The sequence below is a fragment of the Bacillus sp. OTU530 genome, from assembly GCF_038440375.1.
This window is the reverse complement of the sequence record NZ_JASATP010000006.1, coordinates 178,142-203,388: the sequence shown is the minus strand read 5'-3', so window position 1 is coordinate 203,388 and position 25,247 is coordinate 178,142. Positions and strand designations below refer to the sequence as shown.

General features: G+C 42.3%; 22 protein-coding genes and 1 other annotated feature. Of the genes, 16 read left to right on the top strand and 6 right to left on the bottom strand.

Annotated features, from left to right (window positions below; all coding sequences use genetic code 11):
* The first annotated feature begins 50 nt into the window (after positions 1-50).
* On the top strand, positions 51-1,178 hold the full coding sequence (locus AAHB12_RS06770) for a nicotinate phosphoribosyltransferase (protein WP_342044735.1): 1,128 nt from the start codon (positions 51-53) through the stop codon (positions 1,176-1,178).
* Between the two features lie 313 nt (positions 1,179-1,491).
* Positions 1,492-2,796: a UDP-N-acetylmuramate--L-alanine ligase gene (gene murC / locus AAHB12_RS06765; protein ID WP_342044715.1), complete on the top strand. Its 1,305-nt coding sequence runs from the start codon at positions 1,492-1,494 to the stop codon at positions 2,794-2,796.
* A gap of 159 nt (positions 2,797-2,955) precedes the next feature.
* Here murC and AAHB12_RS06760 read toward each other — a convergent pair whose 3' ends face one another.
* Complete coding sequence (locus AAHB12_RS06760) at positions 2,956-4,071, bottom strand: aminopeptidase (RefSeq protein ID WP_129727852.1); 1,116 nt, start codon at positions 4,069-4,071, stop codon at positions 2,956-2,958.
* 190 nt (positions 4,072-4,261) lie between these two features.
* Here AAHB12_RS06760 and AAHB12_RS06755 point away from each other — a divergent pair, with 190 nt between their 5' ends.
* The 3 genes from AAHB12_RS06755 to ccpA all read left to right on the top strand — a co-directional run bounded on the left by AAHB12_RS06755 (position 4,262) and on the right by ccpA (position 7,590).
* Complete coding sequence (locus AAHB12_RS06755) at positions 4,262-4,735, top strand: DUF948 domain-containing protein (RefSeq protein ID WP_129727851.1); 474 nt, start codon at positions 4,262-4,264, stop codon at positions 4,733-4,735.
* 253 nt (positions 4,736-4,988) lie between these two features.
* Entirely contained in the window at positions 4,989-6,080 is a 1,092-nt protein-coding gene (locus AAHB12_RS06750) for a bifunctional 3-deoxy-7-phosphoheptulonate synthase/chorismate mutase (protein WP_129727850.1), read from the top strand.
* Between the two features lie 508 nt (positions 6,081-6,588).
* Positions 6,589-7,590: a catabolite control protein A gene (ccpA, locus tag AAHB12_RS06745; RefSeq protein WP_342044714.1), complete on the top strand. Its 1,002-nt coding sequence runs from the start codon at positions 6,589-6,591 to the stop codon at positions 7,588-7,590.
* 224 nt (positions 7,591-7,814) lie between these two features.
* Here ccpA and AAHB12_RS06740 read toward each other — a convergent pair whose 3' ends face one another.
* The 3 genes from AAHB12_RS06740 to AAHB12_RS06730 are packed head-to-tail and all read right to left on the bottom strand — an operon-like array spanning position 7,815 to position 9,776.
* Positions 7,815-8,984 carry an acetoin utilization protein AcuC gene (locus AAHB12_RS06740; protein ID WP_446715521.1) on the bottom strand — a complete coding sequence of 390 codons (1,170 nt, stop codon included), beginning with the start codon at positions 8,982-8,984 and terminating at the stop codon, positions 7,815-7,817.
* Positions 8,981-9,130, bottom strand: a complete 150-nt coding sequence (locus AAHB12_RS06735) for a hypothetical protein (protein ID WP_342044712.1) — start codon at positions 9,128-9,130, stop codon at positions 8,981-8,983. The genes AAHB12_RS06740 and AAHB12_RS06735 overlap by 4 nt, the downstream gene beginning before the upstream one ends.
* Positions 9,131-9,143: 13 nt before the next feature.
* Positions 9,144-9,776: a GNAT family N-acetyltransferase gene (locus AAHB12_RS06730; protein ID WP_342044711.1), complete on the bottom strand. Its 633-nt coding sequence runs from the start codon at positions 9,774-9,776 to the stop codon at positions 9,144-9,146.
* Between the two features lie 234 nt (positions 9,777-10,010).
* Here AAHB12_RS06730 and acsA point away from each other — a divergent pair, with 234 nt between their 5' ends.
* The 5 genes from acsA to AAHB12_RS06705 all read left to right on the top strand — a co-directional run bounded on the left by acsA (position 10,011) and on the right by AAHB12_RS06705 (position 15,648).
* Positions 10,011-11,729, top strand: coding sequence for an acetate--CoA ligase (acsA, locus tag AAHB12_RS06725; protein WP_342044710.1), 1,719 nt, complete (start codon positions 10,011-10,013; stop codon positions 11,727-11,729).
* 252 nt (positions 11,730-11,981) lie between these two features.
* Positions 11,982-12,208 (top strand) — a binding site (T-box leader).
* 146 nt (positions 12,209-12,354) lie between these two features.
* On the top strand, positions 12,355-13,611 hold the full coding sequence (gene tyrS / locus AAHB12_RS06720; RefSeq protein ID WP_129727845.1) for a tyrosine--tRNA ligase: 1,257 nt from the start codon (positions 12,355-12,357) through the stop codon (positions 13,609-13,611).
* Positions 13,612-13,676: 65 nt separating this feature from the next.
* Positions 13,677-14,399 carry a mechanosensitive ion channel family protein gene (locus AAHB12_RS06715; protein WP_342044709.1) on the top strand — a complete coding sequence of 241 codons (723 nt, stop codon included), beginning with the start codon at positions 13,677-13,679 and terminating at the stop codon, positions 14,397-14,399.
* A gap of 195 nt (positions 14,400-14,594) precedes the next feature.
* On the top strand, positions 14,595-14,987 hold the full coding sequence (locus AAHB12_RS06710) for a CidA/LrgA family protein (RefSeq protein ID WP_129727843.1): 393 nt from the start codon (positions 14,595-14,597) through the stop codon (positions 14,985-14,987).
* Positions 14,962-15,648: an LrgB family protein gene (locus AAHB12_RS06705; protein WP_129727842.1), complete on the top strand. Its 687-nt coding sequence runs from the start codon at positions 14,962-14,964 to the stop codon at positions 15,646-15,648. The genes AAHB12_RS06710 and AAHB12_RS06705 overlap by 26 nt, the downstream gene beginning before the upstream one ends.
* A 101-nt stretch (positions 15,649-15,749) precedes the next feature.
* On the opposite strand, the gene rpsD is transcribed toward AAHB12_RS06705, so the two are convergent.
* A complete protein-coding gene (gene rpsD / locus AAHB12_RS06700; RefSeq protein ID WP_129727886.1) occupies positions 15,750-16,352 on the bottom strand; it encodes a 30S ribosomal protein S4 in 603 nt (200 codons plus the stop codon).
* Positions 16,353-16,684: 332 nt separating this feature from the next.
* Positions 16,685-17,164 (bottom strand): GAF domain-containing protein, encoded by a 480-nt coding sequence (locus tag AAHB12_RS06695; RefSeq protein WP_129727841.1) that lies wholly within the window; start codon positions 17,162-17,164, stop codon positions 16,685-16,687.
* Positions 17,165-17,321: 157 nt separating this feature from the next.
* Here AAHB12_RS06695 and refZ point away from each other — a divergent pair, with 157 nt between their 5' ends.
* The 6 genes from refZ (at position 17,322) to mbcS (ending at position 25,150) form a co-directional block, all read left to right on the top strand.
* On the top strand, positions 17,322-17,951 hold the full coding sequence (gene refZ, locus AAHB12_RS06690; protein ID WP_342044734.1) for a forespore capture DNA-binding protein RefZ: 630 nt from the start codon (positions 17,322-17,324) through the stop codon (positions 17,949-17,951).
* 695 nt (positions 17,952-18,646) lie between these two features.
* A complete protein-coding gene (gene ezrA, locus AAHB12_RS06685) occupies positions 18,647-20,347 on the top strand; it encodes a septation ring formation regulator EzrA (RefSeq protein WP_342044708.1) in 1,701 nt (566 codons plus the stop codon).
* A 323-nt stretch (positions 20,348-20,670) separates the two neighbouring features.
* Positions 20,671-21,810, top strand: a complete 1,140-nt coding sequence (locus AAHB12_RS06680) for a cysteine desulfurase family protein (RefSeq protein WP_129727839.1) — start codon at positions 20,671-20,673, stop codon at positions 21,808-21,810.
* A 4-nt stretch (positions 21,811-21,814) separates the two neighbouring features.
* A complete protein-coding gene (gene thiI, locus AAHB12_RS06675) occupies positions 21,815-23,032 on the top strand; it encodes a tRNA uracil 4-sulfurtransferase ThiI (RefSeq protein ID WP_342044707.1) in 1,218 nt (405 codons plus the stop codon).
* An 80-nt stretch (positions 23,033-23,112) separates the two neighbouring features.
* A complete protein-coding gene (locus AAHB12_RS06670) occupies positions 23,113-23,313 on the top strand; it encodes an alpha/beta-type small acid-soluble spore protein (protein WP_129727837.1) in 201 nt (66 codons plus the stop codon).
* 268 nt (positions 23,314-23,581) lie between these two features.
* A complete protein-coding gene (gene mbcS, locus AAHB12_RS06665; protein WP_342044706.1) occupies positions 23,582-25,150 on the top strand; it encodes an acyl-CoA synthetase MbcS in 1,569 nt (522 codons plus the stop codon).
* The last annotated feature ends 97 nt before the right edge of the window (positions 25,151-25,247 follow it).

Below are 25,247 nucleotides of genomic sequence, written 5' to 3'. Positions count from 1 at the left end.
GGGTTATACTAAAAGAACTGATGAGATGGATGGGTAGGGAATCAATCATGATGAAAGAAATAGAATGGAAGCTACAAGGCAAAATTAAGCGTCTTACAAATCAAACCTTTAAGTTTGATGAGCGCGTTGGAGAAGGCTGGTTTTCTGCGGTTTACTTTTTGAAGACTCGTGAGATTATTCAGCATACTCGTCCGGGAACAGTAGTAACTATGCAGTTTTTCCAGCGGGAGCATGCGGTTTTATGCGGTACGGATGAAGCGATTGCGTTATTGCAAACTTTTGCGGCGCATCCGGAGAAGCTGGAAGTCCATTCTTTAAAGGATGGCGATAAAATTAGTCCGTTTGAAACAGTACTAACCATTCGTGGACCTTATGAATACTTTGGATATTTAGAAGGTGTTATTGACGGTATTTTGGCTAGACGTACATCAGTGGCAACGAATGTGTACAACGTTGTGCAAGCAGCGCGCAGCGGCAGCAGAGAAAAGCCAATCATTTTTATGGGGGATCGTGACGACCATTTTACACAGCAGGCAGGAGATGGGTATGCAGCCTATATTGGGGGAACAAGTGCTCAGGCAACTCATGCGATGAACGAATGGTGGGGAAAAAGCGGTATGGGTACAATGCCTCATGCGCTTATTCAAATGTTTGGCGGAGATGTTGTTGAGGCGACAAAAGCCTACTATCAACAATTTCCAGAGGATGACTTAATCGTGCTGATTGATTATAATAACGATGTGATTACTGATGCGCTTCGCGTGGCGAGGGAATTTGGTCAAGACTTAAAAGGTGTACGCCTTGATACATCTCGTACAATGATTGACCAATATTTCATTCGGCATCCAGAGGTGCTCGGCACTTTCGACCCGCGTGGTGTGAACCCGCAGCTTGTTTTTGCGCTTCGTCAGGCGCTTGACGCAGAGGGCTATGAGCACGTGAAAATTGTAGTAACCGGCGGATTTGATGAGAAGAGAATCCGTGCATTTGAGTCACAGGATGTCCCGGTGGATATGTACGGGGTGGGAAGCAGCTTGCTTAAAATGAATATTGGCTTTACAGGGGACAATGTGGAGCTTAATGGAGAGCCGCAAGCAAAGGCTGGACGAAAATATCGTCCGAACCCGCGGTTAGAACGTGTTGAGTTATTAGAAAAACAAGAGGTATATGAATTCTAACACTGATTGTGCTTGTTATGATTTCAGATATGCTTGGGCGTGCTGCAGGGTACAGTTTTTTGTGCCTGCAGCACGCTCCTAGATTGTTAAGAAGCAGTTGTGTTTTTCTCGGCCGAACCGGTTGCAGCATTGTTTCTTGGTCCTATGCAGCTTGGGGAATTGTCTATAATGGCTACGTTATGTGTTTGTTTCGTGTTTCGAGATAACAATACAGGAAGAATTTTTATTGTCATTCCCAAAAACGAAAACACCATCATATACTGTCTTACAGATAGGCCGTTGTATTAGTTATAGATGTTGGAGGTTCTTTAAAATGACAGTTTATCACTTTGTAGGCATCAAAGGAACAGGTATGAGTGCGTTGGCGCAAATCCTGCATGATATGAACTATGCCGTTCAAGGATCTGATGTGGATAAGCATTTTTTCACCCAAACAGAGCTTGAAAAACGTGGAATCGCAATTTTGCCTTTTGATAAAAATAATATTCAAGAGGGGCAAGTGATTATTGCTGGTAATGCATTTCCAGATACGCATGAAGAAATTGAGCGTGCGAAGGAGCTGGATTTGCCGATTTATCGTTATCATCATTTCCTTGGTGATCTAATGAGCCGTTATACGAGCATTGCTGTTTCCGGTGCACATGGTAAAACATCTACGACCGGTCTGCTTTCCCATGTGATACAGGGCGCATATCCAACGTCGTATTTAATTGGTGACGGAACGGGAAAAGGCGTAGAAGACAGCAAATATTTTGTGTTTGAGGCATGTGAATATCGGAGACACTTTTTGTCTTATCACCCAGATTATGCAATAATGACGAACATCGACTTTGATCATCCGGATTATTTTGCGGACATTAACGATGTGTTCAGCGCGTTTCAAGAAATGGCGCTGCAAGTGAACAAAGGGATTATTGCCTGCGGTGACGATGAGCAGCTACAGCGAATGCAGGCCAAGGTACCTGTCATCTTCTACGGCTTTGACGAGCATAACGATTTTCAAGCGCGCAACATCCAAAAGGGAACAGATGGAACACGTTTTGATGTGTTTGTACGAAATACGCACTATGGAACATTTCAGATTACGGGATATGGCAACCATAGTGTTTTAAACGCACTGGCAGTTATTGCACTATGTCACTATGAAAATATATCTATAGATATTGTGAAGGAGCAGTTAACAACCTTTGGGGGCGTAAAGCGCCGTTTTAGCGAGAAGAAGTTTAGCACACAAATTATCATTGATGATTATGCCCATCACCCTACAGAGATAAATGCTACGATTGAAGCAGCGAGGCAAAAATATCCAACGCGCGAAATTGTTGCAGTATTCCAGCCGCATACATTTACGCGTACGAAAAAGTTTCTAGATGAATTTGCAGCAAGCTTGCAGAAAGCAGATCAAGTCTATTTATGTGACATTTTCGGTTCTGCACGAGAGGATCAAGGAGAACTTTCCATCCGTGACCTGCAGCAAAGGATTGATGGCTCTGAGCTTATTAGCGTCATGACAACAGATGTATTGAAAAAGCATCATGATGCCGTGCTGATCTTTATGGGTGCAGGAGATATTCAGAAGTTCCAAAAAGCCTACGAGAAGGCAGTCGAAGTGAAGTAGAAAAGAGGAGGCGGAAATTCCGCTTCCTCTTTTCTTTACACCCTGGGAAAGGATAAATTTCCAGCTAGAAGTGAATTCGACGTAGTTGGAAAATTTAGGAGTGCAGTGTAAGTGCAACTACGCCTCTGTCTTCATCTAGCGACTCGCCAATCAGCGAGTCTACTTTAAATTCTCAGGGTTTAATGCTTCTAGCTCAGCAATTACAAAACGGCCGTCTTTTCGAATGAGTACATCATCGAAGTATATTTCGCCGCCTCCGTATTCTGGACGCTGAATGCAAACTAAATCCCAGTGGATATTAGAGTTGTTTCCGTTATAGGCTTCGTCATATGCTTGGCCTGGTGTGAAGTGGAAGCTGCCGTCAATTTTTTCGTCAAATAAAATATCGCCCATTGGATGGAGAATGTAAGGATTAACACCAATAGCGAATTCCCCGATAAAACGAGCACCTTCATCTGTATCAAAAATGTCATTAATTCTTGAAGTATCATTTGCCATTGCTTCCACGATTTTACCATCTTTAAATGTAAGCTTTACGTTTTCAAATGTGTAACCGTTATAAGGAGACGGTGTGTTATATGTAATGGTTCCGTTTACGGAGTCTTTTACTGGAGCTGTAAACACCTCACCATCTGGAATGTTCATTTCGCCCGCACATTTAATGGCCGGGATGTCCTGAATGGAGAATGTTAAGTCAGTACCAGGGCCCGTAATTCGTACTTTGTTTGTACGATTCATCAGCTCAACGAGTCCGTCCATCGCTTCATTCATTTTGCCGTAGTCAAGGTTGCAGACATCAAAATAGAAGTCCTCAAATGCTTCAGTGCTCATTTTTGCAAGCTGTGCCATAGAAGCTGTCGGATAGCGAAGGACGACCCATTTTGTTTTCGGGACACGAATCTCACGGTGTACCTTTTGACCGACTGTTTGGTTGTAAATCTTCATCTTGTCACTTGGAACATCTGCCAGTTCATTAACATTGCTGCCGGAGCGAAGTCCGATGTAAGCATCCATGCTTTTCATGACTTCTGCTTCAAAGTCTGCAATTTGCGAAAAATGCTCTTCTGAGGCATCCATCATTAATGCACGGTTCACCTGGTTATCTTTTAAGGATACGAATGGATAGCCTCCTGCTGCGTATGCTTCCTTAATAAGTGCACTGACTAGCTCACGCTCAAGCCCGAAATTTTCAATTAAAACTTTTTCACCTTTTTTTAGTTTTACAGAATAATGAATGAGGTTGTTTGCTAACGTTTCAATACGTGGATCTTTCATATGTGTACCCCTCCTAAATTGAGATATCAAAACTATTGTAACCCACTTTTTCTCGTTTGTTTACTAAGATGCTAGCTATTTTCCAAAAAAATGAAATGTTTGTATCGTTTCGGGTCATCTTATGAGAAGATTAGAATAGCAACAAAAATCGTTGTATAATACTAACAATAGAGCCGAAGGGGTGAACGGTATGGAAATCATTTTATATGTAAGTGCGCTAATTGCAGCTATTGCATTTGCGGTGCTGGCGGCGTACCTTGGCAATACACTCGTGGCAATGCGCAAAACGCTGCTAAGTCTTGCGCGTACAACAGCTGCGCTGGAGAAGCAATTACAGGGTGTTACATATGAAACAGAGCAGCTGCTTCACAAAACAAATGCATTAGCTGAAGACATTCAGCAGAAATCCCAGTCACTGAATAAGGTAGTAAAGTCAGTAGAAGGCATTGGCACAACAATTGATTCTATTAACGGTAAGCTGGCTCAGGCGACGAACTCTGTTACCCATCAGGTAGAGCAAAATGCAGATAAGGTCGCACAGGTCATGCAGTGGAGTACGGCAGCGATTGAGGTATATGGCCGTCTTCGAAAACGAAAACTTGAAAAGGACGAGCAACGGGAGCGCAAACAGGAGAGGCCTCCGGTGCGGGTACGCGGTGAATAAATGAATAATTAGAGCAAGCGCATTACTTGAAAAATGATTTTTATGAAAAGATTTGTAAATTTTCAGAAAAATACATTGACGAGCTCTACATTTATAGTATTAAATGGAAAAAATGGAATTTCTGTGTGTGAAGTTGCAGCGTGATAGTGTAAGGGATGTATACAAGAGACTGCAGACAGTAATTTCCCTTTTTGCTAGGCTAGAACAGCTATTTATAATGTTTGGTATACCATTTCTGAAGGGGGTCTTTACCTTGTCATCAAAAGATTTGGAAACATTACGCTTGCAAGTGGATGAAATCAATTTAAAGATTTTACAGCTGTTAAATGATCGCGGCAAGGTTGTACAGGAAATTAATAAGCTAAGGGAAGTGCAAGGTGTAAAGCGGTTTGATCCTGTGCGTGAACGTAAAATGCTCGATATGATTTCAGAGAATAATAATGGACCATTTGAGACGTCTACACTGCAACATATTTTTAAGCAAGTTTTCCAAATGAGTCTTGAGCTGCAGGAAGATGACAATCGAAAGGCACTGCTTGTCTCTCGTAAGAAGAAACCGGAAGATACAATTGTTGAAATCAATGGTGAGAAGATCGGTGACGGTCAGGTTCATTTCATTATGGGACCATGCGCAGTGGAAAGCTATGAGCAGGTAAGGAGCGTTGGTCAGGCGCTGCAGAAGCAGGGATTAAAACTCATGCGAGGTGGTGCCTTCAAGCCTCGTACATCTCCGTATGATTTTCAAGGGCTAGGCGTGGAGGGCTTGAAGATCCTCCGCCAGGTCGGTGATGAATATGGTCTTGCTATCGTAAGCGAGATTTTAAATCCAAAGGACATTGAAATGGCACTGGATTATGTCGACGTGATTCAAATCGGCGCGCGCAATATGCAAAACTTTGATTTGTTGAGAGCTGCGGGTGATGTGAAGAAGCCGATCCTATTAAAACGCGGTCTTTCTGCTACGATTGAAGAGTTTATTTACGCAGCTGAGTACATTATCGCGCAGGGAAATGGTGAAATCATTCTTTGTGAGCGCGGCATTCGTACATATGAGCGTGCAACGCGAAATACGCTTGATATCTCCGCTGTACCAATTTTGAAACAGGAAACGCATTTACCTGTTGTAGTTGACGTTACACATTCGACGGGACGCAGGGACTTGCTGCTTCCAACAGCAAAGGCAGCAATCGCAATTGGCGCGGACGCTGTCATGGCAGAGGTGCATCCAGATCCAGCCGTGGCATTGTCCGATTCTGCTCAGCAAATGAATATCCCGCAATTCCATTCATTTATGGATGAACTAAAGGCATTTAAAAACATAAATGTGCAAACAAGGAAAGTATAAGTGACACCGTTTAGCAGCAACAGGCAGCTTATTTAATTGCGAAAGGCCAAGCACTAGCGTGGCTAGAACAATACTTTCTTATCTTCTTAAAAAGGGCCGGGGAGTGGTTGGATATGATTCAGCTGTTCCTCGGCTTTTTTGTATCCCATTAGAGATATATTCCAGATAGGGGTGAATTCGAGGTAGCAGAAATTTTCAAGAACAAAGTGTATGAGAATAAAATTTCAGCTGCTTGAAGTATTTACAGCTTCAGGAAGGCCAAAAATTTTCTTTTTGGTGAAATTGCACAAAAAAGAATGGATATTTTTGTTGTTTTTTATACTTTTTACGCAATATTTAAGAATTTTTTTTGTACATTTGAGGGAATATATTGTCTGAATAAGTATTTATATCGTATGATTAAAGATGTATGTATAATATTTTTAGTATGTTTAAATGCATCTCATTATGTAAACGGATAAAGAACAATTTTACATAGAGCAAGTTTATAAAAGGAGCGTATGACCTGATGAATGTTACAATATATGATGTGGCACGTGAAGCGAATGTATCCATGGCAACTGTTTCGCGTGTTGTAAATGGTAACCCTAATGTGAAACCTACAACAAGAAAAAAAGTACTTGAAGCGATTGATCGTCTTGGATACCGTCCAAATGCAGTAGCAAGAGGATTGGCGAGCAAGAGAACAACAACAGTCGGCGTAATTATTCCTGATATTTCTAATATTTTTTATGCTGAGCTGGCACGCGGTATTGAAGATATTGCAACGATGTATAAATACAATATTATTTTAAGTAACTCTGACCAAAACAAGGAAAAAGAGATGCACTTGTTAAATACGATGCTTGGAAAGCAAGTAGATGGCATTGTATTTATGGGTGAAAACATCACGAAGGAGCACGTAGAAGAGTTTGAAAAATCACCGGTACCTATCGTACTGGCTGCTTCTTTTGACGGAGAAAACATTACGCCATCCGTAAACATTGATTATGAGCAGGCAGCTTATGATGCAATTAAGCATCTTCTTGATAAAGGACATACTCGAATTGGCTTTGTTTCCGGTCCATATGCAGAAGCGGCCCTTAACCATAAAAAGCAGCTCGGGTACCAAAAGGCGCTTGCAGAGGCTGGTATTCCTTATGATGAAGCACTTGTAGCCGAAGGAGATTACACATATGACTCCGGAATGGAGGCATATGAGAAATTAGCGGAGCTTGAAAGCAAGCCAACAGCTGTATTTGTATCTTCAGATGAAATGGCACTTGGTGTTATTCATGCAGCACAGGACCAAGGTGTTCATATTCCTAGTGAATTAGAAGTAATTGGCTTTGATAATACACGTCTTGCAACAATGGTGCGTCCGCAATTAACAACTGTCGTACAGCCAATGTATGATATTGGTGCGGTTGCGATGCGTTTGCTCACTAAGTATATGAACAAGGAATCGGTAGAGGATCATAATGTAATCCTGCCACACCGTATCCAGTTCCGTAACTCTACAAAGGAATAGGGAAGAAAGCTCGCCGTTAGGCGGAGATAGAAGCGTGGCTACACTTTCTTAAGTAAAAAAGCGGATGTAAGTAAAACTGCATCCGCTTTTTTCTTACACTTTCAGAAAGTATAAATTTCTAGCTAGAAGACGATTCGACGTAGTGAGAAATTTTAGGAATCCAGTATCAGGGCAACTACGCACGCCTCTGTCTTCGCCCAAGGGCAGGGCTCGCTTTTCTTTAGCTACATAATCATATTTTTCAGGTTTGTTCGGAGCGGCTCGAGACATTTTGTTAAGGATAGATAGTTTTTTTCTTCAATCTCCTTTTTGCGTGGAATGGACTTGTAAATATTCTCTGGATCCTCCCAATGCAAGGGAAGCTGTACAGGCGCTTGCTGTTTCCATGCATCCACCCACTCAAGCGGCAAGAGTCCTGATGCAACATTGCGCATATGATTCATTTCAAGCCATATAAGCGACCATGCACGAGGTACAACACGCCAAATATCGTATCCACCTCCTCCTACCGCAATCCACCGCCCATTGCAGTATTCGTGAGCAATTTCGTGAGCGATTTTTGGAATTTCCTGATAGACATTGATAGTAGCGCAAAGGTGGGTAAGAGGGTCGTAGTAATGGGCGTCTACACCGTTTTGCGTGAGAATAACATCTGGCTCGAAGTAGGCCGCAATTTCCCGAATTAGCGTACGATATGTGTAAAGAAAAGATTCATCCTCTGTGAATGCATCTAAAGGGACATTGAAGGAATATCCATAGCCGGCACCTTGCCCGCGCTCATTGACATCTCCAGTTCCCGGAAACAAGTATCGGCCTGTTTCATGGATAGATACAGTGCACACATTTGGGTCATCATAAAATGATGCTTGCACACCATCCCCATGATGGGCATCTGTATCAATGTACATGACACGCAGTCCGTATTTTTTCTGTATATATTTGATGGCGATAGCGCTGTCATTGTAAATACAGAAACCGGAGGCTTTATTATGAAAGCCATGATGCAGTCCTCCGCCTAAATTTAAGGCGTGTTCTGCTTTTCCCTCTAATACATAATCGACCGCTGTTAACGTTCCTCCTACTAACAGTGCACTCGCTTCATGCATGCCTGCAAACATGGGCACATCATCGGTGCCAAGTCCATATTGCAGAGCTGTTTGTTTATCGAGTTTCCCTTCGCCAGCCTTTTTTATTGCCTCTATATAGTTTTGATCATGGATAAGAGCGATTTCTTCCTCAGTCGCAATACGTGGCACAACGATTTGCTCTTCACGAATGAATCCCCCTTTTTGCAGTAAATCATAGGAAAGTTTTACACGTAACTGATTAAATGGATGCTCAGGGCTAAATCGATAGGTCTGAAACGCATCGGAGTAAACAAAGACATTCTTCATGATGATGTTCCCGCCAAGTCGGACCATAGTACCTTACAGTCTTTTTTGTGTAAATACTCGCTGATTTTTAGGGGATGCATTGTTTCAGTTCTGCTTGTCGAGCGGAGCGTTGCAGATGTTGTATTCATAGTTTCTTCGACCATCATAGACTTTCCCCCTCTAGTACATAAAACGATTTTGAAAACGAATTCTGTCAAACATTTCAATAGATTGCTGGTTAACACGTTTTCCGATTCGTACCATTAAGCAATTAGCTGGATGTGAGCAAATTTCAGGATCATCCGTTGCCATCCAAATAAGCCCGCTAGCGTTCATCATTTTCTCCATTATCTTTCTATACTCCCACACATTTAAGCCTGTTCCTTTTAAATCCCAGTGCCAATAATATTCGGTTGTGATAATAACGTAGTCTTCCATGTAATCGTCCATCATGGAGACTTGGAGCATATTTTGACCGACATGACATCCGCGAAACTCCGGAATTACTTCGATGGCCCCCAATTCTACTAAATTGTCCATGTTTGACTCTGACCAGCGTTCAAGCGGGTCAGGATACAAATATGTGACATACCCTACAATCGTATGTTCATGCCGTGCGATAATAACACGTGCTTCCGGGAGGGTTGAAATTTCAATGATGGCTTGATGCTGCTGATGTGCGGGTCGAAAAGCCTTTAAATCCTCATGAAATTCACAATTTTCTAAAGTAAGAGCAGGGACTGGTCCTTCTATGATGAGGTTACCTTTTGAGGCCTGTAGCGTTTGTGAATGATACACCTTGTTGTGAATCAATTAATCTCACCACCTTTTTGGAGAGGAAGCAAACAATCTAACTGTATCTTCTTTTCATAGTAGCGTAAAACAACTTTGAAGTGAACTATAAATATCGTCAGAATTATGTAAAATATTCTGCAGTAATTTAGGATATTGTAAAAAAATATAAAATTTTGTAAGAAAAATACTGAAAGTTCGGAATAGTTTATATTATAATAAGCATTAGATTCCATAACGAAGGGGGATTTAACAATGAAGGTGGAAGCGCTTCCTGTAATGAAAGGTGATAGCAATCTACTTAGTTATGAAGACACGTATAACAGCTTTGACTGGGTAGAAGCAGAGAAGGATTTTTCTTGGTACGAAACGGGACAAGTAAATATGGCGTATGAAGCAATTGATAAACATGCTGCATCCCACCGAAAAAATAAGATTGCCCTTTACTATCAAGATGCAAATCGTAAGGAAAAATACACATTTAAGGAAATGATGGAGCAATCCAACAAGGCTGGGAACGTGTTAAAAACTTACGGTGAGATCGAAAAAGGTGACCGTGTTTTTATCTTTATGCCCCGCTCTCCGGAATTGTATTTTACAGTGCTCGGCGCGATGAAGCTCGGTGCAATTGTTGGACCGTTATTTGAAGCCTTTATGGAGGTAGCCGTGCGCGATCGTTTAGAGGACAGTGAAGCAAAGGTACTTGTTACAACACCAGAGCTTCTTTCACGCGTTCCGCTCAATGATCTTCCTGCGTTAAAAACAGTATTTGTGATAGGTGACAACATAGAAGAAGGCGGTAAAATTATCGCGTTCAACCCACTATTCGAACAGGCTTCTAAAAAGCTCGACATCACATGGCTCAGCCGTGAGGATGGTTTAATTCTTCATTATACATCTGGATCTACTGGAAAGCCAAAGGGTGTTCTGCACGTACAAAATGCAATGATTCAACATTATCAAACAGCAAAATGGGTTCTTGATTTAAAAGAAGATGATGTATACTGGTGTACTGCTGACCCAGGCTGGGTAACCGGAACATCCTACGGTATTTTTGGCCCTTGGCTAACAGGAACATCCAATGTTATTTTAGGCGGGCGTTTCAGCCCTGACACATGGTATGAAACGCTGCAGGAATACGGTGTAACCGTATGGTACAGCGCACCGACCGCATTCCGGATGTTAATGGGTGCCGGCGAGGATGTGATTAAAAAATATGATTTATCCTCTCTTCGTCATATTTTAAGTGTAGGTGAGCCTTTAAATCCCGAGGTTGTACGTTGGGGCGTTAAGGTATTTAATCTTCGGATTCATGATACGTGGTGGATGACAGAAACGGGTGCGCAACTAATTTGTAACTATCCGTGTATGGAAATCCGTCCAGGCTCCATGGGTAAGCCGATACCAGGTGTACAAGCTGCTATTGTTGATAATGAAGGCAAAGAGGTTCCGCCGTATACAATGGGGAATCTCGCAATTAAGAGCGGCTGGCCGTCTATGATGCGGTCTGTCTGGAACAACCCGGCGAAATATGAATCCTATTTCATGCCAGGCGATTGGTATGTATCGGGTGATTCTGCTTATATGGATAAAGATGGCTATTTTTGGTTTCAAGGTCGTATTGACGATGTGATTATGACAGCGGGAGAACGTGTAGGCCCGTTTGAAGTCGAAAGCAAGCTTGTTGAGCATCCGGCTGTTGCTGAAGCTGGTGTGATCGGTATCCCTGACCCAGTTCGCGGCGAAATTATTAAGGCGTTTATCGCGCTTCGCGCAGGCTACAAGCCTTCCGAGGAGCTCATTGAGGACATTCGTTTGTTCGTAAAGAAAGGCCTGGCTGCCCACGCGGCTCCACGTCAAATTGAATTCCGTGATAAGCTGCCGAAGACGCGCAGCGGTAAAATTATGCGCCGTGTCTTGAAGGCCTGGGAGTTAAATTTGCCAACAGGTGACCTCTCTACTTTAGAAGATTAATACTATTGTAAATAAACCAAGTCTGAGCGTCCTGTTCGGCTTGGTTTTTCTTGCACTTTAAGAAAGTATAAATTTCTAGCCGGGAGGCCATTTGACGCAGCAAGAAATTTTAGGAATACAATATAAGGGCAACTACGCCTCTGTCTTTGCCCAAGAACAGGGCTCGCCAATCGGCAAGTTTTCTTTATACTGTAGAAAGCTGTATTTGACATGATACCGCTATCAATGGTATAAAGATAGTAAATCATGAATATTTGCGCGTTGAAAGGATTTAGTAGCAATCATTTCCCTGTCACAGAGAGCTGATGGTCGGTGTGAATCAGCACATAAATGATTACGAATTACACCCTGGAGCATTCTTCTTCGATTGAATTATTACGCAAGAGGGGAAGGACGGCACGAGCCGTTATCAAAATGGAGCGGTGACAATATGTCACAACTAGGGTGGTACCGCGATTATATATTCAATCGTCCCTTCTTTTTAAGAAGGGGCGATTTTTTTTATACTTTAAAGAATTATAAATTTCCGGCTAAGAGGCTATGTAGTAGGAGTTTTTAAGGAGAAAGTATAAGCACAACTAGGCGATCGCCAAGTTTTCTTTATTTGAATGGAGGAGAGAAGACAATGGATATTTTACAGGACTTAGAGTTTCGAGGATTGATTAACCAACAGACAGATGCGGAAGGACTGCGTGAGTTATTAAACAAAGAAGTGGTAAAGCTGTATTGCGGTTTTGACCCGACAGCAGATAGTCTGCATATTGGTCATATGCTGCCTATTCTTATTTTACGCCGCTTTCAGCAGGCTGGACATCAGCCAATTGCGCTTGTCGGCGGCGGCACGGGTTTAATTGGTGACCCGAGTGGAAAGAAGGCAGAGCGTCAGCTTAATGAAAAAGAAACAGTAGCAATGTTCAGTCAGCGTATTAAGGAGCAGCTATCCCGTTTCTTAGATTTTGAAAAAGAAGAGAATCCAGCAACTGTTGCCAATAACTATGATTGGATTGGAAAGCTTGATGTTATTACGTTCCTGCGTGATATCGGAAAAAACTTTGGATTAAACTATATGCTTGCGAAGGAGTCTGTCTCTGCTCGTTTAGAAACAGGTATTTCCTTTACAGAGTTTAGCTACATGATTTTACAATCTTATGACTTTTTAAATTTATATCAAACACATGGCTGCAGACTGCAAGTTGGCGGCAGTGATCAATGGGGCAATATTACAGCCGGCATGGAATTAATTCGTAAATCAGAGGAAGATGCGAAGGTATTTGGTTTAACAGTGCCGCTTGTAACAAAATCAGACGGTACAAAATTCGGTAAAACTGAAGGCGGAGCGATTTGGCTTGATCCAGAAAAAACGACGCCATATGAATTTTACCAATTCTGGATTAATACGGATGACCGTGATGTTGTAAAATATTTAAAATACTTCACATTTCTGTCCCATGAAGAAATTAACGAGTTAGAAAAGCAAATGCAAGAAGCGCCAGAGCAACGTGCGGCACAAAAAGCATTAGGAGCAGAGATGACGAAGCTTGTGCACGGTGAAGCAGCATTAGAGCAAGCAATCAAAATTTCAGCGGCACTCTTCAGTGGCTCTGTAGCAGAACTTACAGCAGAGGAAATTCAGCAGGGCTTTAAGGATGTTCCATCTTATGAGCATACAGGGGAAGAGATTTCTTTAGTTGATTTGCTTGTTGCAAGTAAAATTGTTTCCTCCAAGCGCCAGGCACGTGAAGACGTATCGAACGGCGCTGTATCAGTAAATGGAGTGCGTGAACAGGATGTAAACCGTATTATTACGGCTGCAGACCGAATCGAAGGACAGTTTACAATCATTCGCCGTGGTAAAAAGAAATATTTCTTGATTAAGTACTAACAATAATAAAGGCGTAAGATTTTCTTACGCCTTTTATTTTATTTATTAGAGGGGGAGAGAGTAGAGTGGTAAACATACAGCATTGGTTTCAGAAGTACGTATTCAATCCAGATAAGCTCGTAGCATTTGGCGGAGCGATTGTGGAGATTATCTTTATTTTTGTTGCAGCCCGCATTTTCTTATATTTTGCCAACATGACTGTAGAGAAAATGTTTAAGATTCGTTTAAAAGGACCATTGCGTCAAAGTGAGCGGCGGGAAGCGACGCTTGTTAAGCTTTGCCAAAATATCCTTACTTATGCTACGTATTTTATTGCGATTATTACTGCAATCAAAGCTCTTGGCGTTGATATCACTGCATTGTTGGCAGGTGTTAGTATTGCTGGGCTTGCGATTGGCTTTGGTGCACAAAACTTAGTGAAGGACATTGTAACGGGTTTCTTAATTATTTTCGAGGATCAATTTTCTGTTGGAGATCAGGTTAAAATTAATGACGTGGGTGGAACAGTGGAAGAGGTTGGGCTACGCACGACAAAGCTGAAGGCGTTGGACGGTGAGATTTATTTCTTTCCAAATAGCGCAATTACAAAGGTTGCAAATTATACATTGGGCGGAAGGGAGCTAGAGAAGAATAGTGAAGCTTCAGCAACGCCGACAACTCCAACACCATCTCCCTCACAGTCTGCGGCAGTTCAGGCGCCTATTAAGCCTCTAGAATCATTAGAGAAGGGGGCAGAATCATCCCCAAAAGGGAGTGATGCGGTGGAAAAGCAAGGGGAACCGCAATGAAGGAAGGAGAATCTCTAGCTAAGCAAGGCGGGGGATCCTAATCTAGAACAAGCCGATGCAACTGCATCGGCTTGTTCTCAGATTATGAAGAAATATAAAGAAAGTCTTCCCTTACGAGTAGGAAGAGATTGAAACAATATAAAATAAGGTTTATTATTAACCTTATAAAATTTTACTAGACTAGGAGCTGCGAATATGAAAAATTTTGTCTTTCTCATTCTCCAACTTCTCGGCTTATGGCTCCTCAATGAAGCGGGTTATTGGATTGTAGAAACCCTTCAGCTTCCTCTTCCAGGGAATGTCATGGGAATGCTGCTTCTTTTTGCTTTGCTGGCAACTAAAACCATTCCGTTACGTTGGATTGAGCAGGCCTCCGGGCTATTGATTAAGCATCTTGCCTTTTTTTTCATCCCAATTGCGGTTGGCCTTATGAATTTCGGAGACCTTTTCTTGCAAAACGGTGTTGCCTTTATTACAGCTATAATAGGAAGCGCTGCCATTGGGATGCTTATTACAGGATTCACATCTCAAAAGCTGGCGTCAAAAAAGGGGGAGAGTGTTGGTGAACACCATCGTAACGCTATGTAGTATCACCCTTACTGTTGGAGCGTATCTTATTTCACGCCAAGCCGCAAGGAGATATCCATCTCCATTTACCACACCCGTTTTCTTCAGTACAACGATTATTATAACCATACTGCTTCTTAGTAATGTGACATATGCTGAATATGAGCCTGCTAAAGACATTATGACCTTTTTACTTGGTCCCGCGACAGTTGCTTTAGCGGTTCCTCTTTATAAAAACAAAAATATAATTTTGAAAAACCTGGCTCCTGCCGGGATAGGACTAGTTGTTGGATCTTTTGCCACAATACTATCGGCTGTGTTGATAGCCAAACTGTTCCATTTATCCAAAACAATCCTTGCCTCCATTAGTGTAAAATCTGTAACTGTTCCAGTTGCAATCGAAGCAGCAAAAATTATTGGCGGTGATCCTGCTTTAACGGCTGCATTTGTTGTTGGTACAGGAATTTCAGGCACAATGATTGGACCATGGCTCATGAACAAGACGGGAATTTCCCATCCATTATCAAGAGGTCTGTCTTTAGGGACGATTTCACATGGACAAGGTACAGCCGGTGCAGCGACTGAAGGAGAGTTGCAAGGAGCAATAGCGGGCGTTGCGATGGGGATTGCTGCCATTTTCACCTCTATTGTTGCACCGCTTCTTGTTCCATTTCTATACTAAATGTAGATAAGGGTATTTAATTTCCGTTGCTGATTTGTTGTTAAGGCTAAACATAAAGCCAAAATAAAAATACCGACACGCAGGTGTCGGTATTTTTATTATTAACGAGAGTAGAACTCTACGATTAATGCTTCGTTGATTTCAGCTGGTAATTCAGAACGCTCTGGTAAGCGAGTGAATGTAGCTTCTAACTTATCAGCATCGAAAGTTAGGTATTCAGGAACGAAGTTGTTTACTTCTAGAGCTTCCTTAACAACAGTTAGGTTAAGAGATTTTTCACGTACGCCGATTGTTTGGCCAGTCTTTACGCGGAAAGACGGGATGTCTACGCGAGCGCCGTCAACAGTAATGTGACCATGGTTTACTAATTGGCGAGCTGCACGACGAGTGCGAGCAAGACCCATACGGTAAACTAGGTTGTCTAAACGGGATTCAAGAAGAATCATGAAGTTTTCACCGTGTTTACCGGACTGTTTGCCAGCGATATCAAATGTGCGGCGGAATTGACGCTCATTTACGCCGTACATATGGCGAAGTTTTTGCTTCTCTTGTAATTGTAAACCGTATTCAGACAATTTTTTACGTTGACCTGGGCCGTGTGGACCTGGTGCGTAAGGGCGTTTTTCTAATTCTTTACCTGTGCCGCTTAGAGAGATTCCAAGACGACGAGAAAGTTTCCAAGATGGACCTGTATAACGAGCCATAAATAGCTCCTCCTTCAATGTTTTTATTTTACGTAAAATAAAAACAGACGTGAGACTTCCGTTTATGCGCATTTTATTTTCATGTACCATCGCTCCAGCAGCAGGGAGTTACACGATACACCTCCTCGGAGGAATAAAATACAAACATAAATATATTCTCAAAGGCTGCCTTTTTATTTTACACAAACGCTATTATATCCTTTTCTGTAAATAGAGTCAAGGCAGTTTCCTTGCACTGTAAGAAAGTATAAATTTCCAGCTAGAAGTGAATTCGACGCAGCAGGAGATTTTTAGGAGAAATAAGCGTGTGTTTATAGGTGCTATAACTGTTGTTACAGACCCTTTACTAAAGACTGTGCGAATTTCTCTAAATATGTTTGATCGAGCTCGTCAAAACGACTTTTGCTAGGGCTGTCGATATCAAGTACACCAATTACTTCACCGTTTTTGATTAACGGCACGACGATTTCGGAATTCGAAGCTGCGTCGCACGCGATATGACCAGGAAATTGATGTACATCCGCCACGAGCTGCGTTGTTTTCGTTGCCGCAGCTGTTCCACAGACCCCTCTGCCAAATGGAATACGTACGCAAGCAGGAAGGCCTTGGAAGGGTCCGAGCACAAGCTCATTACCCTCTGTTACATAAAAGCCCACCCAGTTAATATCTTGAAGAAATTGATGCAAGAGAGCGGAAGCGTTGGCCATGTTAGCTACTGCGTTCGTCTCTCCTGCAATTAATGCTTCTAATTGTCGAATCAATGTGTCGTAATTTTTTTCTCGTGATCCGCTGTATGTCTCTGTATGAAACATCAAAATGTCTCCCTTCGTCACGGAATGTGTAGAGTCTTGGCAAAAAGCGTGTATTTCGCTTTAACTTTGTCGATAGAAAGTTAAAGGAATTTGTCTTAAAAGTCAAGAAGTTAGAATGCAGAGAGTGTCGACGAAAGGGTGAATTGACGTGACACAGATGAATACAAAGAAGAAAATTATCGATGCGGCGATTATGTTGTTCAATACGAAAGGCTATGATGGCACTACGGTAAGAGAGATTGCCAAGGAAGCGAATGTGAACGTAGCAAATATCTCCTATTATTTTTCTGGAAAGCAGGGATTATTGGAGTATGTAGTCACCAATTTTTTGGAAGAGTATATTCGGATCCTGGAGAGTGCGTTTACACAAGATGGTTTATCGCCAAAGGAGATGCTGCTTGTTATTGTCCGCCAAATTCTTCATTATCAGTCAAATCACCGTCAGCTCACCCGCTTTTTTTATCGTGAAATTTCTTTAGATAGCGTACTAATTCGAGAGATTATGACAACATATTTAGTAAGAGAAAAATATTATTTCCAAACGATCATTCATAAGGGGATTCAGCAGGGCGAATTTCAAAAGGTTTCATTTCCAGTATTTATGGTACAGCTAAAAGGGATGCTGCAAAGTCCATATTTACATGCGCAATATATTGCGGAGGTACTGTACGCGTTTCCGACGGAGCCCTATTTTGCAGATCGTTATGCAAAGGAGGTTGAAAGCTGGTTAGCTCATGCACTGTACAAACCATCAATAGTGCCAATGCCCGCAGCCGCTCAGTTTTAGTGAACTACCACGAATCTAAAGGTATCGTGGTTTTACGCCCACAAATATAAAAGGTGTAAATATCACCCGATTATTCTGCAGAAGGAAGGACCAACTTAAAATGTTGGAATCCTCCCTGTGCTTTTAATGAAAGGGGCGATGTAAAAGCGTCTTTGCTGCTCTTACATTGGCTCTTTTTTATTCTTTAAGAAGGTATAAATTTCTAGCTGGATGCCAATTCGACGTAGCGAGAAATTTTAGGCATAAAGTATAAGTGCAACTACGCCTTTGTCTTCGCCCAAAGGCAGGGCTCGCCAGTCGGCGAGTTTTCTTTATTCTTTAAGAAAGTACAAATTTCCAGCTAGAAGCGAATTCGTCGCAGTCAGAAATTTTAGGAGTGCGGTGTAAGTGCAACTACGCCTCTGTCCTCGCCAATCGGCGAGTTTTCTTTACACTGTATGTAAGAAACGGATCAACAGGCTTGTACAGCGAAAGACGAATCCTGAAAAAAATATAAAAAATGAGGTCAAAAACAGTATATAACATGGTATCATTAGTACATTGACATTTTCCAAGTATTGATACATATAGACAAGAAATATTATTGATTTCGAAATAGGATAAACATTGCATCGCAGGGCCGTTTTAGTTATTTTGACAATAGTTATCAAGGAAGTCCTCATACAAGAGATAAGAGCAAAAGAGGAGGAAAATGGATGGGTTCTATCCTGACGATCATTATCACTGTAGTGAGCTTTATCCTTATACTGCTTACGATAGAGCTTGTGATAAGAAATCGTTTACATAAAGATTTGCAAGAGGGGAAGCAGTATAAGCAAGAACTGAAAGAAAAGCCGATAGCCGATGAACTGAAAAGGGTAAAAGATTTGAATATAACCGGTCAAACAGAGGCGTTTTTTGAGAAATGGCGCCATGACTGGGATGAGATTTTGACTGTAACGATTCCTGAGGCAGAACGAAAGCTGCAGAAGGCTGAGAGCCACACAGCCCAATTTTCCTTTAAAAAGGGGCGTGCTGTGCTCAATGAAGCTCTTGGTTTGCTGGAGGATGCAGATCAGCGGACGGATCAGATTTTACATGAGTTACATAATCTGCTTGAAAGCCAGCAGAAAAATAGCAACCAAATCGAACAGCTTCGCGAGGCCTACCGGGAGATGAAGAAAAATGTTCTCGCGTATCGCCACATGTTCAGCATAGCAGAATATAAACTAGAGGAGCTGTTAGATGAAGCTTTGCAGAAGTTTCAAACCTTTGAAGAAGAGACCGGCAAAGGGAACTATTTGGAGGCGCGTGACATTGTGCTGGGCTTGGAGGAAAGTATTTCGTATATGCAGTTTTTAATCACTGAAATTCCAGATTTACAAGTTGAATGTCAATCAGCGCTTCCTAGTCAATTGGATGATTTGCTAAATGGATATGAAGAGATGAGCAGACAAGGATATATGCTGGAGCATCTTGAAATTCCGCGGGAAGTACAAGAATTGAGAGAAGAGCTGCAAAAGTGTACTATAGATCTTCAAAATGTGGAAATTGTGAAAGTACAGGAGCGTATCGCCTTTTTAAAGGAGAAGCTGGATACATTATATGATCAATTAGAGGTCGAGGCTACGTCCAAGCATTATGTCGATAAGGAATCATATATTTTGCACGATATGCTGGAGGATGTGCGCGAAAAGGCAGCAGAGACGAAGGAAGAAACCCAATTCGTAAAGCAAAGCTACGAATTAAGGGATGAAGATGTAGAGATGCAAAAATATATTGAAAAGCAGATCAATGTGTTGCTCAAACGATATGATGCACTACATCTTCGGATTGCACAGCAGGATATTGCATTTTCCGTCATTCGTGAGGAAATTGAGGATATTCATGAGCAAGTTGAGGCGGTTAAACGCGCACATCAACACTATAAAGAAATGCTGCAAACGCTGCGAAAAGAAGAGTTTCAGGCGCGTGAAGCGTTACAGCATATGCGCGGCACGATGATGGAAACGAAACGTCTTTTACAGCGATCGAATCTGCCAGGTTTACCGGAGCATTTTTTAGGCGGTGTGCAGCAGGCGCAGCTTTCTGTGCAGAGGGTATACGAGCAGCTAGAGCACAAGCCTCTAAATATGAAGGCAGTAAATGGGGCTTTGGAAGAGGCGCTTTCGCTTGTGAATAGTACTTATGCAGATACAGCTGCACTCATTGAAAAGGCCTGCTTGGTAGAAAAGGTGATTCAATATGGGAACCGATATCGAAGCCAGGATATGCGTATTGCTGAGGAATTAGAACAGGCAGAGAAACGTTTTCGACAATTTGAATATGAAGCAGCGCTTGAACAGGCAGCTGGGCTGTTAGAGCAATTGGAGCCGGGTGTGGTCCAAAAGATTGAGGAGTTCATCAAAACAGAGTAATATACAAAAAGGTATGTGAAACAGACCGTCACGGAAGTCCTTTATGTTATAGGATTTTGCATGACGGTCTATTTCGCGAGGTGGTTCAATGGAATCACCTCCTTTTGTTGTGGATAGATAGGAAAGGCTCATGCAAGTTGTCTAGCACCTGCGGCTGCTTTTCGAGTCTCCCATGTATGCCCTCTTGATGGGCGACCAAAACTAAATGTAGGGCAGGACGGAATCATCTGTTCTTAGTAAGTGTATAGCTGGTTATGTAACCGTATGGAAAACAGCAAGAGATGCCGCACACAGCCTGTAAAATGAATTAGGGGGAAGCTTTAATGATTTATCTAGATAATAGCGCTACGACAAAGCCGTATGATGATGTGCTGCAGTCTTATATAACGGTTGCACAAAACTACTTTGGCAATCCGTCCTCACTTCATGCGCTCGGGGGGGAAGCGGAGCGGCTGCTATCGCAATCTCGTTCTGTTATCGCGGGATTACTTGGTGTAAAGCATACAGAAATCGTCTTTACATCTGGTGGCACAGAGGGGAATAATTTGGCAATTAAAGGAACGGCAATTGCACTTCGTTCCCGCGGTCGCCACATTATTACGACAGCTGTGGAACATGCATCTGTGTCCGAGGCGTTTAAGCAATTAGAGACGCTCGGCTTTGAAGTAACATATGTACCTGTTGATGAAAATGGAGCTGTTTCAGTACAGAGCATTGAGCAGGCATTGCGTCATGATACCGTTCTCGTATCTATTATACATGTTAATAATGAAACAGGAGCCGTGCAGCCAATTGCAGAAATCGGCAGGCTGTTGCGTAAACACCCAAAGGTGCGCTTTCATACAGACCATGTGCAAGGTGTTGGAAAAGTCCCTCTTGCCTTTTATGACGCAAATATTGATCTTTGCACAATCTCTGGGCACAAATTCCATGGAGTGAAGGGAACAGGAATTTTATATGTGAGGGAGGGCGTGTTGCTTGATCCGATTTTATCAGGAGGACAGCAGGAGAGCCAGTACCGAGCTGGAACGGAGAATTTGCCTGGCATTGTTGCGATGGCAAAGGCGTTGCGGATGACGCTTGAAAAGCAGGAAAACAAAATACGGCATTTGAATGAAATGAAGCAGGCATTGCTTTCTTTTTTTGGCAGTATGACAAATGTTATATTGAATACGCCTAACGCTTCTGCTCCCCATATTGTGAATGTTTCTTTTCCAGGTTTAAAGCCAGAGGTAATTGTGCATGCGCTTGAGGAACGAGACATATTTGTATCGACAAAGTCTGCTTGTTCATCAAAGGCAAAGGAAGTGAGTCATGTTTTGCTCGAGATGGGAAGAGGGCGTGAGGCGGCAGAAAGTGCGATTCGGATTAGTTTATCTGTAGAAAATACTATGTCTGAAATTCAGCAGTTTCAACAGATTGTCCAAGAAGTAATTCCAAAATTATATGAAGTGACGAGGTAAAGAAATGAAGTATGATTATTTATTGATTCGTTATGGCGGAGAACTGACGACAAAAGGGAAAAATCGTTCGAAATTTATTAGTATTCTAAAGGAAAATATTAAATACAGACTTAAGAAGTTTACAAGCTTGCAATATGAGGCAACGCGGGACCGCATGTATATTCAATTGAACGGGGAAGACCATGAGGCAGTTGCAGAGCGACTGAAGGATGTGTTTGGCATTCACTCCTTTAGCCTATCCTTAAAAGTGGACACTGAGCTTGAGGCAATGAAGCAGGGCGCTCTTGCTGCATTTTTAGAAACCCGGAAGAAGAAGGACGTGCGTACTTTTAAAGTATCTGTACATCGTGCGTATAAGCACTTTCCGCTGCAAACAAATGAATTGAACCGTGAAATTGGTGGATACGTTTTACAAAATACGGACAATATTACAGTGGATGTTCATACTCCTGATGTAAATGTGCGCGTAGAAGTTCGCTCTGATTTTACGTACATTATGTGCGATGAGCAATCGGGAGCAGGCGGTTTGCCAGTCGGTGCTGGCGGTAAGGTTATGCTGCTTTTGTCAGGTGGCATTGATAGCCCGGTAGCAGGATATTTGGCGATGAAGCGCGGTGTAACGCTTGAAGCTATTCACTTCCATAGTCCGCCCTTTACGAGCGAACGGGCAAAGCAAAAGGTTATTGATTTGACGCAAGAGCTTACGAAGTATTGCAGAAGAATTAGCTTGCACGTCGTTCCTTTTACGGAATTGCAAAAGGCTATTCATAAGCAAATTCCTGATAGCTATACGATGACCGTTATGAGACGGATGATGCTGCGTATTGCAGAGCGTATTGCACAGCAGCGCGGTGCATTGGCACTTGTGACAGGAGAGAGTCTTGGGCAGGTGGCAAGCCAAACGCTCGACAGCATGCATACGATTAATGAGGTTACGAATTATCCTATTCTTCGTCCGCTTATTACAATGGATAAACTGGAAATTATGAAGATTGCAAATCATATCGACACCTATAATATTTCAATTCTTCCTTATGAGGATTGCTGCACAATCTTTACACCGCCGAATCCTTCCACGAAGCCAAAGCGCGAGAAGGCGAGCCGATTTGAAGGGTTCGGGGATTTTGAACCATTGCTACAGGAAGCAATCGAACAAACAGAAACGATACTTATACAGGCAGCAGAGGATAAAGTGGTCGAGGAATTTAAAGAACTCTTTTAAAACCATAAATTACCAATATATTTTTTGAATGAAGTTATGTGTTTTTTCACACTCTATACTCACAAGGAGGTGAAACACACATGGCAAACAACAACAGCAATCAATTGCTAGTTGCAGGCGTTCAATCTGCATTAGACCAAATGAAATACGAAATCGCACAAGAGTTTGGTGTACAGCTTGGTGCTGACTCTACATCTCGTGCGAACGGTTCTGTCGGTGGCGAGATTACAAAGCGTTTAGTCGCAATGGCTGAGCAACAATTAGGTGGTTTTGGTCGATAATCATATATAACTTGGCTTTGAGAGCGGGACTTCTCCCCCGCTCTCTTTTAATTGTTGGGGAAATGCTGACATAACGAGAGCACAGAAATAGAGGTTCTTTGTAATATAATTTATAATCATAGAGACAAGTGCTGCTGGAAAACCTCTACTATTGTTACCAGTTCGTCAGGAAATAAACAAATTTCTCGGATGAAAGAGTGTTTAAAAATAATGTAAATTCTTTATGATAAATAAGGGAAGTATCACCGAGATAGAGGAGGAACAAAAAATGGATCATGAAGAGTTAATTGCACCGGAATCTTATAATCTTGTGCAGGAGATGGAGCGTTATGCTGCAGACAAAGAAAAGCTTGCGCTCATCTGGCAAAATAAAAGTGGCGATAGACGAGAAATTACATATGATCAGCTTATAAGAGGCGCAAATAGGATTGGGAATGCCTTCTTGCGTGAAGGTTTGCAACAGGGAGATAAGGTGCTGATTATGGTACCGAGAATTCTTGAAGCGTACATGACATACCTTGGTGCTATTAAAGCGGGCTTAGTTGTCATTCCTAGTTCGGAAATGCTTCGTAAAAAAGATATTGAATATCGAATTAGCCATGGGGATGTAAAAGCAATTGTTAGCTATGCTCCTTACGTTGGCCAGTTTGATGGAATTGCTGCAATTCATTCACTTGTAAGATTTATAATTAGTGAAGTAGCTATCGATGGATGGGTCAATCTCACAGAGCGATTGCACACGGAAAGTGATGTGCTTGAGGCAGCGCCGACAAAACGCGATGATATGGCGTTTTTATCCTATACATCCGGTACGACCGGAAATCCAAAGGGTGTTGTGCATACACATGGCTGGGCCTATGCTCATTTGCGTACAAGTGCCCCGAATTGGCTCGGTATTAGAGAAGGAGACCTTGTATGGGCAACGGCAGGTCCAGGTTGGCAAAAGTGGATTTGGAGCCCATTTTTAGCGACGCTCGGTTCTGGTGCAACAGGTTTTGTGTACCACGGAAAGTTTGAGCCGCGTACATACTTACAGCTGTTAAGTGATTATGGTGTTCAGGTGCTCTGCTGTACGCCGACAGAATATCGTTTGATGGCAAAGGTGGAGAATTTAGAGCAATACAATTTATCCGCGCTTCATAGCGCTGTGTCGGCTGGGGAGCCGCTAAATCGCGAGGTAATCGATACGTTCCGTCGTTATTTTAATATTACGGTGCGCGATGGCTATGGTCAGACAGAAAATACTTTGCTTGTTGGTGTAATGAAGGGGATGGATATTAAGCCAGGCTCTATGGGAAAGCCGACTCCCGGAAATGCAGTGCAAATTATCGATGAAAGCGGCAATCCTCTTGAAGTGGGTGAAGTGGGAGATATTGCGGTGCATAGAAGTACACCAGCTCTCTTTCAAAAATACTATAAGGATCCTGAACGTACGGAAAAGCAATTTAGAGGCGACTACTATGTAACAGGTGACAGAGCAAGGCAGGACGAAGACGGTTATTTCTGGTTCGAGGGAAGAAATGATGATATTATTATCAGTTCCGGTTATACGATCGGACCGTTTGAAGTAGAAGATGCGCTTGTAAAGCACCCATATGTAAAAGAATGTGCAGTAGTAGCAAGTCCTGATGAAATACGGGGGAATGTTGTAAAAGCGTTTATTGTATTACAGGAAGGGATAGAGGCAGATGCTGCTCTTATTCCTCTTTTGCAGCAGCATACAAAAGCATTCACGGCACCGTATAAATATCCACGTAAAATAGAGTTCGTCAGTGAGCTTCCAAAAACAGCATCTGGGAAAATCCGACGTGTAGAATTACGTCAGCGTGAACAGTAGCTATTGTCTAACTAAAAGTGCGTGAGAAGACAGAGAGCTTCTGTTTCACTTTAAGAAAGTATAAATTTCTAGCAGGAAGCCCATTGGACGTAGCGAG